The organism is Variovorax sp. 22077 (genome assembly GCF_052044195.1).
Classification (GTDB): domain Bacteria; phylum Pseudomonadota; class Gammaproteobacteria; order Burkholderiales; family Burkholderiaceae_C; genus Variovorax; species Variovorax atrisoli.
The window spans coordinates 73594-86439 of the sequence record NZ_JBQEQC010000012.1 but is presented as its reverse complement, the minus strand read 5'-3'; the positions used below and the strand labels follow the sequence as shown (position 1 = coordinate 86439).

The 12846-nt window shown below is 64.9% G+C and carries 11 protein-coding genes; 10 read left to right on the top strand and 1 reads right to left on the bottom strand.

What is annotated here, in order from left to right:
* Window positions 1–3 precede the first annotated feature (3 nt).
* From ACTJLF_RS18515 to dnaJ, 7 genes are all read left to right on the top strand, one after another.
* A complete protein-coding gene (locus ACTJLF_RS18515) occupies window positions 4–999 on the top strand; it encodes a Bug family tripartite tricarboxylate transporter substrate binding protein (RefSeq protein ID WP_126185020.1) in 996 nt (331 codons plus the stop codon).
* Window positions 1000–1116: 117 nt separating this feature from the next.
* Complete coding sequence (gene asd, locus ACTJLF_RS18510) at window positions 1117–1968, top strand: archaetidylserine decarboxylase (RefSeq protein WP_019655818.1); 852 nt, start codon at window positions 1117–1119, stop codon at window positions 1966–1968.
* Between the two features lie 179 nt (window positions 1969–2147).
* Window positions 2148–2612, top strand: a complete 465-nt coding sequence (locus tag ACTJLF_RS18505) for a winged helix-turn-helix transcriptional regulator (RefSeq protein WP_440883669.1) — start codon at window positions 2148–2150, stop codon at window positions 2610–2612.
* Between the two features lie 86 nt (window positions 2613–2698).
* Entirely contained in the window at window positions 2699–3049 is a 351-nt protein-coding gene (locus ACTJLF_RS18500; protein ID WP_019655816.1) for an FKBP-type peptidyl-prolyl cis-trans isomerase, read from the top strand.
* A gap of 152 nt (window positions 3050–3201) precedes the next feature.
* Window positions 3202–3774, top strand: coding sequence for a nucleotide exchange factor GrpE (gene grpE / locus ACTJLF_RS18495; RefSeq protein ID WP_440883668.1), 573 nt, complete (start codon window positions 3202–3204; stop codon window positions 3772–3774).
* A 120-nt stretch (window positions 3775–3894) separates the two neighbouring features.
* Complete coding sequence (gene dnaK, locus ACTJLF_RS18490; RefSeq protein ID WP_440883667.1) at window positions 3895–5832, top strand: molecular chaperone DnaK; 1938 nt, start codon at window positions 3895–3897, stop codon at window positions 5830–5832.
* 108 nt (window positions 5833–5940) lie between these two features.
* Complete coding sequence (gene dnaJ, locus ACTJLF_RS18485) at window positions 5941–7071, top strand: molecular chaperone DnaJ (RefSeq protein ID WP_019655813.1); 1131 nt, start codon at window positions 5941–5943, stop codon at window positions 7069–7071.
* Window positions 7072–7417: 346 nt separating this feature from the next.
* On the opposite strand, the gene ACTJLF_RS18480 is transcribed toward dnaJ, so the two are convergent.
* Window positions 7418–7780, bottom strand: coding sequence for a hypothetical protein (locus ACTJLF_RS18480; RefSeq protein ID WP_440883666.1), 363 nt, complete (start codon window positions 7778–7780; stop codon window positions 7418–7420).
* A gap of 74 nt (window positions 7781–7854) precedes the next feature.
* On the opposite strand from ACTJLF_RS18480, the gene ACTJLF_RS18475 reads away from it, so the two are divergent.
* The 3 genes from ACTJLF_RS18475 to ACTJLF_RS18465 all read left to right on the top strand — a co-directional run bounded on the left by ACTJLF_RS18475 (window position 7855) and on the right by ACTJLF_RS18465 (window position 12764).
* The gene (locus tag ACTJLF_RS18475; protein WP_020723179.1) at window positions 7855–9777 is read left to right on the top strand and encodes a PrkA family serine protein kinase; all 1923 of its coding nucleotides are present in this window, start codon (window positions 7855–7857) and stop codon (window positions 9775–9777) included.
* A 144-nt stretch (window positions 9778–9921) separates the two neighbouring features.
* A complete protein-coding gene (locus ACTJLF_RS18470; RefSeq protein ID WP_354410119.1) occupies window positions 9922–11214 on the top strand; it encodes a YeaH/YhbH family protein in 1293 nt (430 codons plus the stop codon).
* Window positions 11211–12764 carry a SpoVR family protein gene (locus ACTJLF_RS18465; RefSeq protein ID WP_019655810.1) on the top strand — a complete coding sequence of 518 codons (1554 nt, stop codon included), beginning with the start codon at window positions 11211–11213 and terminating at the stop codon, window positions 12762–12764. The genes ACTJLF_RS18470 and ACTJLF_RS18465 overlap by 4 nt, the downstream gene beginning before the upstream one ends.
* The last annotated feature ends 82 nt before the right edge of the window (window positions 12765–12846 follow it).

The following is a 12846-nucleotide window of genomic DNA, read 5'->3' as shown; positions in this document are numbered from 1 at the left end:
CGCATGCAACGCCGCACACTCATCCGCACCGCCCTCGCCTCTTCGGTCGCCGCAGCGCTTCCGGCTGCCTTCGCGCAAGGCAGCGGCAACTGGCCCACCGGCAAGCCCATCACCTATCTCGTGCCCTTTCCGGCGGGCGGCACCACCGACGTGCTGGGCCGGCTGATCGGGCAGAAGCTGGGGCCGGCGCTGGGCACCACGGTGATCATCGACAACAAGGGCGGCGCCGGCGGAAGCGTGGGCTCCGAGATCGGCGCGCGGGCCGCGCCCGACGGCTTCACGCTGGTGGGCGGCACGATCAGCTCGCACGCGATCAACATCAGCCTGTATCCCAAGCTCGGCTACGACCCGCAGAAATCGTTCGCGCCGGTGACGCTGATCGGCACCAACCCGGTGGTGCTGGTGGTGAACCAGGCCAGCCCCTGCAAGACGCTGAAGGACGTGATCGAAGCCAGCAAGGCCAAGGCCGGCGGGCTCTCGTCGGCCTCGGCCGGCACGGGCACCTCGCAGCACCTGGCGCTGGAACTGCTGGCCTACAAGTCGGGCGTGAAATTCACGCACATCCCGTACAAGGGCAGCGGCCCGGCGATCCAGGACGTGATCGGAGGGCAGGTCGACATGATGTTCGACACCACCGTGGTGGCCGGCCCGCACATCCAGAGCGGCAAGCTGCGCGCGATCGCCGTCACCTCGGCGAAGCGGCTGGCCTCGATGCCCGACGTGCCGACGGTGGCGGAGTCGGGCGTGCCGGGGCTGCAGGACTTCGAGGTGGTGTCGTGGCAGGCGATCTTCGTGCCCGCGAACACGCCGGCGCCGGTGGTCGACCGGCTGCACGCCGAGATCCGCAAGATCCTCGCGACGCCCGAGATGCAGGACAAGCTCAAGGGTTTCGGCATGGAGCCGGCCGACCTGAGCACCACGCAGATCGCGGCCTTCCAGAAGGCCGAGGTCGAAAAGTGGGCGCAGGTGATCAAGGCGGCGGGCATCAAGCCCGACTGACCGGCTGATCGGCGGGGGCGGCCGCGGATGGCCGGGAACCAAGGGAAGCTTCCTACGCCCCGGGCGAAAAGCCCTTTATAGAATGCCCCTCCGATCCGCTTTCCAGATCACTGCCACGTGTCCGACCGCTCCGCCGTACTGCCCCAATACCTGTTTCCCAAGCAGGCCCTGACCAATTTCGCCGGCTGGGTTGCGGGCAAGGAGCGGGGCGCCGTCACGACGTGGATCATCCGGCGCTTCGTGGCCAAGTACGGCGTGGACATGGGCGAGGCGCTCGAGTCGGACATCAGCCACTACAAGAGCTTCAACCAGTTCTTCACGCGCGAGCTCAAGCCCGGCGCCCGGCCGATCGCCCAGGCCGACCTCGTGTGCCCGGTGGACGGCGCGATCAGCCAGTTCGGCGCCATCGAGGGCGACCAGATCTTCCAGGCCAAGGGCCACAACTACACGACCACCGCACTGGTGGGCGGCGACGCCACGCTGGCTGCCAAGTTCGCGCACGGCAGCTTCGCCACGCTCTACCTGAGCCCGCGCGACTACCACCGCATCCACATGCCCTGCGACGGGCGGCTGGTGCGCATGATCCACGTGCCGGGCGACCTGTTCTCGGTGAACCCGACGACGGCGCGCGGCGTGCCCGGCCTCTTCGCGCGCAACGAGCGCGTGGTGTGCGTCTTCGAATCGGCGCGCGGGCCCTTCGTGCTGGTGCTGGTGGGCGCCACCATCGTCGGCAGCATGGCCACCGTCTGGCACGGCGTGGTCAACCCGCCGCGCGTGGGCGAGCTGCGCGAGTGGCACTACGCCGATCAGCAGATCGACATCCGCAAGGGCGACGAGATGGGCCGGTTCTTGCTGGGCTCCACCGTCGTCATGCTCTTCCCGGCGCCTGCGCTGGCCTTCAACCCGCAATGGGCGCCGGGCCGCGCGATCCGGCTGGGCGAAGCCATGGCCGACTACACCAATTTGTGAGGCTTTGTCTCACAACCCGCATCCAGCTTGTACTTACAGCTACAAAACTAGTAGCATTCTCATCGATTGCGATATAGTCGCCGGCCAACGAGACGGTTCATAACCAACCACAAGAACGCGAGGCATCGCCCTGCCCCCGCCAGGTCGACGGCCCGCCCAGCTTCGAGGAGATGATGTCGATGAGTACCAAGGAAAACGCAGCCATCAGCCAGCTGCTCGCCCTGCTCGAAGCCCGCTACGCACTGCGTGTGCTCTGGGCCCTGCGCGACGGCCACGCGCAGACCTTCCGCCTGCTGCAGGACAGCGTCGGCGGCATCACTCCCAACACGCTCAACACCCGCATCAAGGAACTGCGCGAGGCCGGTCTCGTCGGCCACGGCAGCGACGGCTACAGCCTCACGCTCAGCGGGCAGGACCTGCTCAAGCGCCTGTCCGACCTGCAGGCCTTCGCCGGCAAATGGCAGCTCGGCCAGCAGAAGAAGGCTGCGGCGACTGCGCCTGCCGTGCCCGCCGCCGCGGCCCCGACCGCTCCCGCCGCGCCGGTCTCGGCCCCGGCTCCCCCGGTTTCGGATCCCTCCGCGGACCCCCTCGCATCGCCCGCTTCCACGCCCGCACCGTCCGGCGACGACACCAGCCACGGCTGACCGCGCCCCGGAGCCGCCTGCCGGGCATCGGTAAACTCCGCTCCTTCGATCCACGGATCTCACATTCGACGCAAGGAACGCTCCCCATGCCCACCACCCCCTCCGGCCTGCAATACGAAGACACCGAAGTCGGCACCGGCGCCGAAGCCAAGGCCGGCCATCACGTGCACGTGCACTACACCGGCTGGCTCTACAACGATGGCGTGCAGGGCGCCAAGTTCGACTCCAGCCGCGACCGCAACGACCCCTTCGCGTTCTCGCTGGGCGCCGGCCAGGTCATCAAGGGCTGGGACGAAGGCGTTGCCGGCATGAAGATCGGCGGCAAGCGCACGCTGATCATTCCCGCGTCGCTGGGTTACGGCGCGCGCGGCGCGGGCGGCGTGATCCCCCCGAACGCCACACTGAAGTTCGACGTCGAACTGCTCGACGCCCACTGAGCCCTCTGCCGACGCGGCGACAAGGCCCGGTTTCGGGCCTTTTTTGTGTCCCGAAGGCCGTTTCGACCCCATTTTTTCGCTTGAAAAGCCTCTGGCCAGCCCCAAGTGGCTGGCTATCGTTTGTTTTCCGGCGCCTGCCGGTTCTTTGAAAAATGTCTGACCCGCAACAATCCGCACAGAACTCTCAAATGCTGCAAGGCGAGCCAAGTCCCGAAGAACTGGAGGCGGCGCATGCCGCCAACGAGGCCGAGGCGCTCGACGCCCTGGCCGCCGCGCAGGCCGAACTCGCCGCGCTGCAGGCCAAGAATGCCGAACTGGCCGATCAGTACCTGCGCGCCCAGGCAGACGTGCAGAACGCCCGCCGCCGCGCCGACGAAGAAGTCAGCAAGGCCCGCAAGTTCGCCGTCGAGGCCTTCGCCGAAAGCCTGCTGCCCGTGACCGACAGCCTGGAAGCCGGCCTGGCCGTCAAGGACGCCACGCCAGAGCAGATCCGCGAAGGCGCCGAGGCCACGCTGCGCCAGCTCAAGAGCGCGCTCGAACGCAACAAGGTGATCGAGGTGGCGCCCGCCCCCGGCACCAAGTTCGATCCGCACCAGCACCAGGCCATCTCGATGGTGCCCGCCGACCAGGAACCCAACACGGTGGTGAGCGTGCTGCAGAAGGGCTACACCATCAACGACCGCGTGCTGCGCCCCGCTCTGGTCACCGTCAGCGCGCCCAAGTGACGCCGGACGCTCTGCAGTACACAAGATTCCCACAGGAAATCCCCGTTTCGTCCCTTGAATCGCAACGGGTTATCCACACGTTCATAACAACATAACTTTCAGGCTTTCAGGAGTAAGAACATGGCAAAGATCATCGGCATCGACCTCGGCACCACCAACTCGTGCGTGTCGATCATGGAAGGCAACACCACGCGTGTGATCGAGAACTCGGAAGGTGCGCGCACCACGCCGTCGATCGTCGCGTACCAGGAAGACGGTGAAGTGCTGGTCGGTGCCTCGGCCAAGCGCCAGGCCGTGACCAACCCCAAGAACACGCTGTACGCGATCAAGCGCCTGATCGGCCGCAAGTTCGAGGAAAAGGAAGTCCAGAAGGACATCGACCTGATGCCCTACACCATCGCCAAGGCCGACAACGGCGACGCGTGGGTGGAAGTGCGCGGCAAGAAGATCGCCCCGCAGCAGGTCAGCGCCGACATCCTGCGCAAGATGAAGAAGACCGCCGAAGACTACCTCGGCGAAACCGTCAGCGAAGCCGTGATCACGGTGCCCGCCTACTTCAACGACGCCCAGCGCCAGGCCACCAAGGATGCCGGCCGCATCGCGGGCCTCGACGTCAAGCGCATCATCAACGAGCCCACCGCCGCTGCCCTGGCCTTCGGCCTGGACAAGCAGGACAAGGCCGACCGCAAGATCGCCGTGTATGACCTCGGCGGCGGTACCTTCGACGTGTCGATCATCGAAATTGCCGACGTGGACGGCGAGAAGCAGTTCGAAGTGCTGTCGACCAACGGCGACACCTTCCTGGGCGGCGAAGACTTCGACCAGCGCATCATCGACTACATCATCGGCGAGTTCAAGAAGGAACAGGGCGTCGACCTGAGCAAGGACGTGCTGGCCCTGCAGCGCCTGAAGGAAGCCGCCGAGAAGGCCAAGATCGAGCTGTCGAACAGCGCGCAGACCGACATCAACCTGCCCTACATCACGGCCGATGCATCGGGTCCGAAGCACCTGAACATCAAGCTGACCCGCGCCAAGCTGGAAAGCCTGGTCGACGAGCTGATCGAGCGCACCATCGCTCCCTGCCGCCTGGCCATCAAGGACGCCGGCATCAGCGTGGGCGACATCAACGACGTGATCTTGGTCGGCGGCATGACCCGCATGCCCAAGGTGCAGGAGAAGGTGAAGGAATTCTTCGGCAAGGATCCGCGCAAGGACGTGAACCCCGACGAGGCCGTGGCCGTCGGCGCCGCCATCCAGGGCCAGGTGCTCTCGGGCGACCGCAAGGACGTCCTGCTGCTGGACGTGACCCCGCTGTCGCTGGGCATCGAGACCATGGGCGGCGTCATGACCAAGATGATCGCCAAGAACACCACGATCCCGACCAAGTTCGCACAGACCTTCTCGACCGCCGAGGACAACCAGCCGGCCGTGACCATCAAGGTGTTCCAGGGTGAACGCGACATCGCCGCGGGCAACAAGCTGCTGGGCGAATTCAATCTCGAAGGCATTCCGCCGGCAGCGCGCGGCACGCCGCAGATCGAGGTGAGCTTCGACATCGACGCCAACGGCATCCTGCACGTCGGCGCGAAGGACAAGGGCACCGGCAAGGAGAACAAGATCACCATCAAGGCGAGCTCGGGCCTGTCGGAAGACGAGATCCAGAAGATGGTGAAGGACGCCGAGCTCAACGCCGCCGACGACAAGAAGAAGCTCGAGATCGTGCAGGCGCGCAACCAGGGCGAAGCCATGGTCCACAGCGTGAAGAAGTCGCTGGGCGAACACGGCGCAAGCCTCGAGGCCCCGGAGAAGGACGCGATCGAGACCGCGATCAAGAACCTGGAAGAAGCCCTCAAGGGCGACGACAAGGCCGCGATCGAGGAAAAGACCAACGCCCTGATGACCGCGAGCCAGAAGCTCGGCGAGAAGATGTACGCCGAATCGCAGGCCGCGGCCGGCGCCTCGGCAGCAGCCGGCGCGGCTGGCGCGGAAGCTGCATCGCACGCACAGGCTGACGACAACGTGGTCGACGCCGAAGTGAAGGAAGTCAAGAAGGGCTGATCTCCAGCCCGCCGACCAAGGCTGGAACACCTGAGAGGGTGCTCCAGCCTTTCTCGCTTCAGTCACCCGAGCTCCCGCCGCTTCTCCTGATCTCCCGATCGACCTGCCATGGCCACCAAACGCGACTATTACGAAACCCTGGGCGTCCCCAAGAACGCCAGCGAGGAAGAAATCAAGAAGGCTTATCGCAAGCTCGCGATGAAGCACCACCCGGACCGCAACCACGGCGACACCGCGAAGGAGGCCGAGGCCAAGTTCAAGGAGGTCAAGGAAGCCTATGAAATGCTTTCCGACGGCCAGAAGCGCGCGGCCTACGACCAGTACGGCCACGCCGGCGTCGACCCGAACATGCGCGGCCCGGGCGCCGAAGGCTTCGGCGGCTTCGCGGAAGCCTTCGGCGACATCTTCGGCGACGTGTTCGGAGGCGGCGGCCGCCGCGGCGGCGGCCGGCAGGTCTTCCGCGGCAGCGACCTGAGCTACGCGATGGAGATCACCCTCGAGGAAGCGGCCGAGGGCAAGACCACCGAGATCCGCATCCCGACCTGGGACGAGTGCGAGACCTGCCACGGCTCGGGCGCGAAGCCCGGCACCAAGCCCATCACATGCACCACCTGCCACGGCGCGGGCGCGGTGCAGATGCGCCAGGGCTTCTTCAGCGTGCAGCAGACCTGCCCCACCTGCCACGGCAGCGGCAAGATCATTCCCGAGCCCTGCACCGCATGCCACGGCCAGGGCAAGATCAAGCGCAACAAGACGCTCGAAGTGAAGATCCGCGCGGGCATCGACGACGGCCAGCGCATGCGCGTGACCGGCAGCGGCGAGCCTGGCGTGAACGGCGGCCCACCGGGCGACCTGTACATAGAGATCCGCCTGAAGAAGCACGACATCTTCGAGCGCGACGGCGACAACCTGCACTGCGTGGTGCCGGTGAGCGTGACCACTGCCGCGCTCGGCGGCGAGATCAATGTGCCCACGCTCAAGGGTGCGGCGGCCATCGACATTCCCGAGGGCACGCAAAGCGGCAAGCAGTTCCGCCTGCGCGGCAAGGGCATCAAGGGCGTGAACTCGAGCTACCCGGGTGATCTGTACTGCCATGTGCGCGTCGAGACGCCGGTGAAGCTCACCGAGTACCAGCGCAAGCTGCTGAAGGACCTCGACGAGTCGCTCAAGAAGGGCGGCGAGAAGCACAGCCCCACCGACAAGGGCTGGTTCGACAAGGCGAAGGAATTCTTCAGCTGATCGTCCTGCACACGCCGGGCCTGCCGCTGCGCAGGAGACCGGCGCCGTGCTTCGGGCCGGCCGCAATGGCCGGCCTCGGCATGCTCAAGCCCTGCTGAAAGGCTGGCCCCTGTCCACTTGAGGTTGAACAGCGAACCGGGGCCGCTTCGCTGAACACGGGGCTGGAGAGCAGCCTCCCCGCTATCCCCACCTATCTCTGGAGCAGACCGGCCACCTTGAACTGGTGCACGGCCACTGCACCCCTGGTTGCACCGATGCGGTGCATCTGCACCAGGAGGAACACGCCGACCCCGCCCCGGGCGCGATACCGACACCGACTCACGCGAGCCACCTATCCGAAGGTGGCTCAGGGTTTGCTTTTATATTTTTTTGGGTTGAGCAATAAACCGAACGGCAGATCGCGCGTTATTGCAACAGGAACGCCTGTTTTTTGAGCCTCGCCGCTCAATAGGCGATTTTTTCCCGGAGAAAAGGCAAAAACGGACGACGGCCATTCGGCATAGGTGTTTTCACCCGGAGAGAATGAAGAAAGCGAGCCTTTGAATTTACCTGAAATCTGGAAATTTGTTCCTTGATTTTGGTGGAACTTTACTTGGCAGCGTGGTTCTGAATTAACAAATGATTTGCCGGGTTCAATCTTTGCTTTATGCTGATTGTTAGCAGATTGTTGTAGGGGAGTTTTCCACGGCATGCAGCCATGGGCAGGCACACCTTTAAATGTTGCGCAAGCCTTTGCTGCACGCTATCGGGCCAAAAGCCCAACGACCTGAAGGAGGCGTGACCATGGATGTGATCAGCAACTTTGCCGCCCGCTACGAGCGAACCCGCGAGGAAGTCATCTCGCTGCAGGATTACCTGGACATCTGCAAGCGGGATCCCATGGCCTATGCCACTGCCTCCGAGCGCATGCTCAAGGCCATCGGCGAGCCCCAGCTGGTCGACACCCGCAACGACCCCCGCCTGTCGCGGATCTTCGCGAACAAGGTCATCAAGATCTATCCGGCATTCAAGGAGTTCTATGGCATGGAAGATGCCATAGAGCAGGTGGTGTCCTATTTCCGCCACGCAGCCCAGGGGCTGGAGGAAAAGAAGCAGATCCTTTACCTGCTGGGCCCGGTGGGCGGCGGCAAGAGTTCGATCGCGGAACGCCTGAAGCAGCTCATGGAGCACGTTCCCTTCTACGCCATCCAGGGTTCGCCGGTCAACGAATCGCCGCTGGGCCTCTTCGATGCGGTCGAGGACGGCGAGATCCTTGAAAAGGAATACGGCATCCCGAGCCGCTACCTGAATCGAATTCTTTCTCCCTGGGCCGTCAAGCGGCTTGAGGAGTACGGCGGCGACATCCGCCAGTTCAAGGTCGTCAAGCGCTATCCGTCGGTACTGCGGCAGATCGCGGTCGCCAAGACCGAACCGGGCGACGAGAACAACCAGGACATCTCCTCGCTGGTCGGCAAGGTCGACATCCGCAAGCTCGAAACCTACGCCCAGGACGACCCCGACGCCTACTCCTACTCCGGCGGCCTGTGCCTGGCCAACCAGGGCCTGCTGGAGTTCGTGGAAATGTTCAAGGCGCCGATCAAGGTGCTGCACCCCCTGCTGACCGCCACGCAGGAAGGCAACTTCAAGGGCACGGAGGGCTTCGGCGCCATCCCCTTCGACGGCATCGTGCTCGCCCACAGCAACGAGAGCGAGTGGAAGGCCTTCCGCAACAACAAGAACAACGAGGCTTTCCTCGACCGGATCTACATCGTGAAGGTGCCCTACTGCCTGCGCGTCTCGGAGGAGATCAAGATCTACGAGAAGCTGGTGCGCAATTCCTCGCTGGCCCACGCCCCCTGCGCCCCGGGAACGCTGCGCATGATGGCCCAGCTCTCGGTGCTCACGCGCCTGAAGGAGCCCGAGAACTCCAGCACCTTCAGCAAGATGCAGGTCTACGACGGCGAGAACCTCAAGGACACCGACCCGAAGGCCAAGTCGATCCAGGAGTACCGCGACTACGCGGGCGTCGACGAGGGCATGAGCGGCGTTTCGACGCGCTTCGCCTTCAAGATCATCTCCAAGGTCTTCAACTTCGACAGCTCCGAGGTCGCCGCCAACCCGGTGCACCTGATGTACGTGCTCGAGCAGCAGATCGAGCGCGAGCAGTTCCAGCCGGAAGTCGAGCAGAAGTACATCAGCTACATCAAGGAGCTGCTGGCGCCGCGGTACGCCGAGTTCATCGGCAAGGAGATCCAGACCGCCTACCTAGAGAGCTACAGCGAGTACGGCCAGAACATCTTCGACCGCTACGTCACCTACGCCGACTACTGGATCCAGGATCAGGAGTTCCGCGACGTGGACACCGGCGAAGTCTTCGACCGCGCCTCGCTCAACGCCGAACTCGAGAAGATCGAGCGGCCCGCCGGCATCGGCAACCCGAAGGACTTCCGCAACGAGATCGTCAACTTCGTGCTGCGCGCTCGGGCCGGAAACGCGGGACGCAACCCGGCGTGGACCAGCTACGAGAAGCTGCGCTCGGTGATCGAGAAGAAGATGTTCTCCAACACCGAGGAGCTGCTGCCGGTGATCAGCTTCAACACCAAGAGCAGCGCCGACGAGCAGAAGAAGCACGAGGACTTCGTGACCCGCATGGTCGAGAAGGGCTATACGTCGAAGCAGGTGCGCCTGCTCTGCGAGTGGTATCTGCGTGTGCGCAAGAGCTCGTGATATGGCACACCCCCAGGCTCCGCGCACTTCGTGTCGCTTTTCCACCCCCTTGCAGGGGGCAACGCCAGCGGCCCGGCAAGGCCGGTTCCGCGGCGTTTCACGAAGGGACGCGGCCTGATCCGTCACCAAGGGAGCAGACACATCGTGGCCATCCTGCAGCAGATCATCGACCGCCGCCTGTCGGGCAAGAACAAGTCCATCGGCAACCGTGAGCGCTTCCTCAGGCGCTACAAGGGGCAGATCCAGGAGGCGGTGAGGCGCGCCGTCAGCGGCCGCAACATTCGCGAGCTGGAGCAGGGCGAAGATGTGACGCTGCCGCGCCACGACGTGTCCGAGCCCGTGTTCGGCCACGCTCGCGGTGGTGACCGCGAGTACGTGCATCCCGGCAACCAGGAGTACCTCAAGGGCGACCGCATCAAGCGGCCCGAAGGCGGCGGTGGAAGCGGCTCCGGCAGCGGAGAGGCCAGCGACAGCGGAGAAGGCGAGGACGACTTCGTCTTCCGCCTCACGCGCGAGGAGTTCATGCGCGTCTTCTTCGACGACCTCGCGCTGCCGCACCTCATCCGCACGCAGATCGCCGACGTGCCGGAATGGAAGAGCCACCGCGCCGGCTTCACCAGCGACGGCTCCCCCAACAACCTGCACGTGGTGCGCTCGATGCGCGGCGCCCTCGCCCGCCGCATCGCGCTGGGCGGAGAGCCGCGCAAGGAACTCAAGCGCCTGGAGGCCCACCTCGATAGCCTGCAGCGGCATCCTCAGGCCGACCAGCCCTTCATCCAGAAGGAGATCCGCGAGACCGAAGAGCGCATCGCCGAAGTGCGGCGCTCCATGCGGCACGTGCCCTACATCGATCCCATCGACCTGCGCTACCGCAACCGCGTGAAGACGCCCGTGCCCAGCGCCAAGGCCGTGATGTTCTGCCTGATGGACGTGTCGGGCTCGATGGACGAGGCGCGCAAGGACATGGCCAAGCGCTTCTTCATGCTGCTGTACATGTTCCTCACGCGGCACTACGAGAAGATCGACCTGGTCTTCCTGCGCCACCACACGCAGGCGCAGGAGGTGAGCGAGGAGGAGTTCTTCCATGCCACCGAGACCGGCGGCACGGTCGTATCGAGTGCGCTCGTGCTGATGGACGAGATCATCAAGGCGCGCTACCCCAGCGGCGAATGGAACGTCTACGGCGCGCAGGCCAGCGACGGCGACAACTGGCACCAGGACAGCGGCCGCTGCCGCGAGCTGCTGGTCGAGAACATCCTGCCGGCGGTGCGCTACTACGCCTACGTGCAGGTGGCCGAGACCGAACAGAACCTGTGGCAGGAATACCAGCAGCTCGAGGGCGTGGAGCCCAACTTCGCCATGCGCAAGGTGTCCGAGGCGCAGGACATCTACCCGGTCTTCCGCGACCTGTTCAAGAAGGAAGGTGTGACGTCATGAACAACACCATCTCCGCTCCTCCCCCCGCCACCAGCCTGCCGCGGCTGGAGCGCCTGCCCAGCCCTTCGGACTGGACCTTCGAGCTGATCGAGACCTACCACTCCGAGATCGCGAAGACCGCCCGGAGCTACGGCCTGGACGTGTACGCGAACCAGCTCGAGATCATCACCGCCGAGCAGATGATGGATGCCTACGCCAGCGTGGGCATGCCCATGATCTACCGCCACTGGTCGTACGGGAAGCAGTTCATCGCCACCGAGAAGAACTACCGCCGCGGGCACATGGGCCTGGCCTACGAGATCGTCATCAACTCCGATCCGTGCATCGCCTACCTGATGGAGGAGAACACCATGGCCATGCAGGCCCTGGTGATCGCCCACGCGGCCTACGGACACAACAGCTTCTTCAAGGGCAACTACCTGTTCCGGATGTGGACGGACGCCTCGTCCATCATCGACTACCTTGTCTACGCGCGGCACTACATCGCCGAGTGCGAGGAGCGCCACGGCCTCGATGCAGTCGAGGAGTTGCTCGATTCCTGCCATGCGCTGATGAACTACGGCGTCGACCGCTATCGCCGTCCGCAGAAGCGTTCGCTGGCGCAGGAGGCCGCCCAGCGCGCCGAGCGCGAGCGCCACATGCAGCAGCAGGTGAACGACCTCTGGCGCACGCTGCCGCGCAGGAGCGAGCAGGCGGCCGAGGCCGATGCCGCCAGGCGCTTCCCGGCGGAGCCACAGGAGAACCTGCTCTACTTCATCGAGAAGAACGCCGCGCTGCTGGAGCCGTGGCAGCGCGAGGTGGTGCGCATCGTGCGCAAGATCGCACAGTACTTCTACCCGCAGCGCCAGACCCAGGTCATGAACGAGGGCTGGGCCACCTTCTGGCACTACACGCTGCTCAACACCATGTACGACCGCGGCCAGCTCGCCGACGGCTTCATGATGGAATGGCTGAGTTCGCACACGGGCGTGATCTTCCAGCCGCCGGTGGGCCACCGCGCCTACAGCGGCATCAACCCCTATGCGCTGGGCTTCGCGATGTACACCGACCTGCGCCGCATCTGCGAGAAGCCGACGGAGGAAGACCGCCGCTGGTTCCCCGATTTCGCAGGCACCGACTGGCTGCGCACGCTCGACTATGCGATGCGCAACTTCAAGGACGAGAGCTTCATCGGCCAGTTCCTGAGCCCGAAGACGATGCGCGACTTCCGTCTCTTCGCGATCCGCGACTTCCAGAGCGAATCGGAGCTGGAGGTGTCGGCCATCCACGACGACAGCGGCTACCACGCGCTGCGCGAGTCGCTGTCACGCCAGTACGACATGGGCAGCCGCGAGCCGGACATCCAGGTATGGAACGTGGCCATGCGCGGCGACCGCTCGCTGACGCTTCGGCACACGCAGCGCAACAACCTGCCGCTGCACGACACGGCCGAAGAAGTGCTCAAGCACGTCGCGCGGCTCTGGGGCTTCGACGTGCATCTGGAGAGCATCGACAGCCAGGGCCGCATCAGCCGCAGCTGGAAGGCCTCGGCGCCGAAGCAGCTGTATTAGGCCAACCCCCAGGCTTCGCGCACTTCGTGTCGCGCGCGCCTTCCCCCTTGCAGGGGGCAGCAACACCTGCGGCCCGGCAAAG

Bases quoted from the DNA above. Each gene is read 5' to 3' on its own strand.
- ACTJLF_RS18475 (WP_020723179.1), top strand. From the start codon at position 7,855: ATGGATGTGATCAGCAACTTTGCCGCCCGCTACGAGCGAACCCGCGAG.
- dnaJ (WP_019655813.1), top strand. From the start codon at position 5,941: ATGGCCACCAAACGCGACTATTACGAAACCCTGGGCGTCCCCAAGAAC.
- grpE (WP_440883668.1), top strand. From the start codon at position 3,202: ATGTCTGACCCGCAACAATCCGCACAGAACTCTCAAATGCTGCAAGGC.
- dnaK (WP_440883667.1), top strand. From the start codon at position 3,895: ATGGCAAAGATCATCGGCATCGACCTCGGCACCACCAACTCGTGCGTG.
- ACTJLF_RS18505 (WP_440883669.1), top strand. From the start codon at position 2,148: ATGAGTACCAAGGAAAACGCAGCCATCAGCCAGCTGCTCGCCCTGCTC.
- ACTJLF_RS18515 (WP_126185020.1), top strand. From the start codon at position 4: ATGCAACGCCGCACACTCATCCGCACCGCCCTCGCCTCTTCGGTCGCC.
- ACTJLF_RS18500 (WP_019655816.1), top strand. From the start codon at position 2,699: ATGCCCACCACCCCCTCCGGCCTGCAATACGAAGACACCGAAGTCGGC.
- ACTJLF_RS18465 (WP_019655810.1), top strand. From the start codon at position 11,211: ATGAACAACACCATCTCCGCTCCTCCCCCCGCCACCAGCCTGCCGCGG.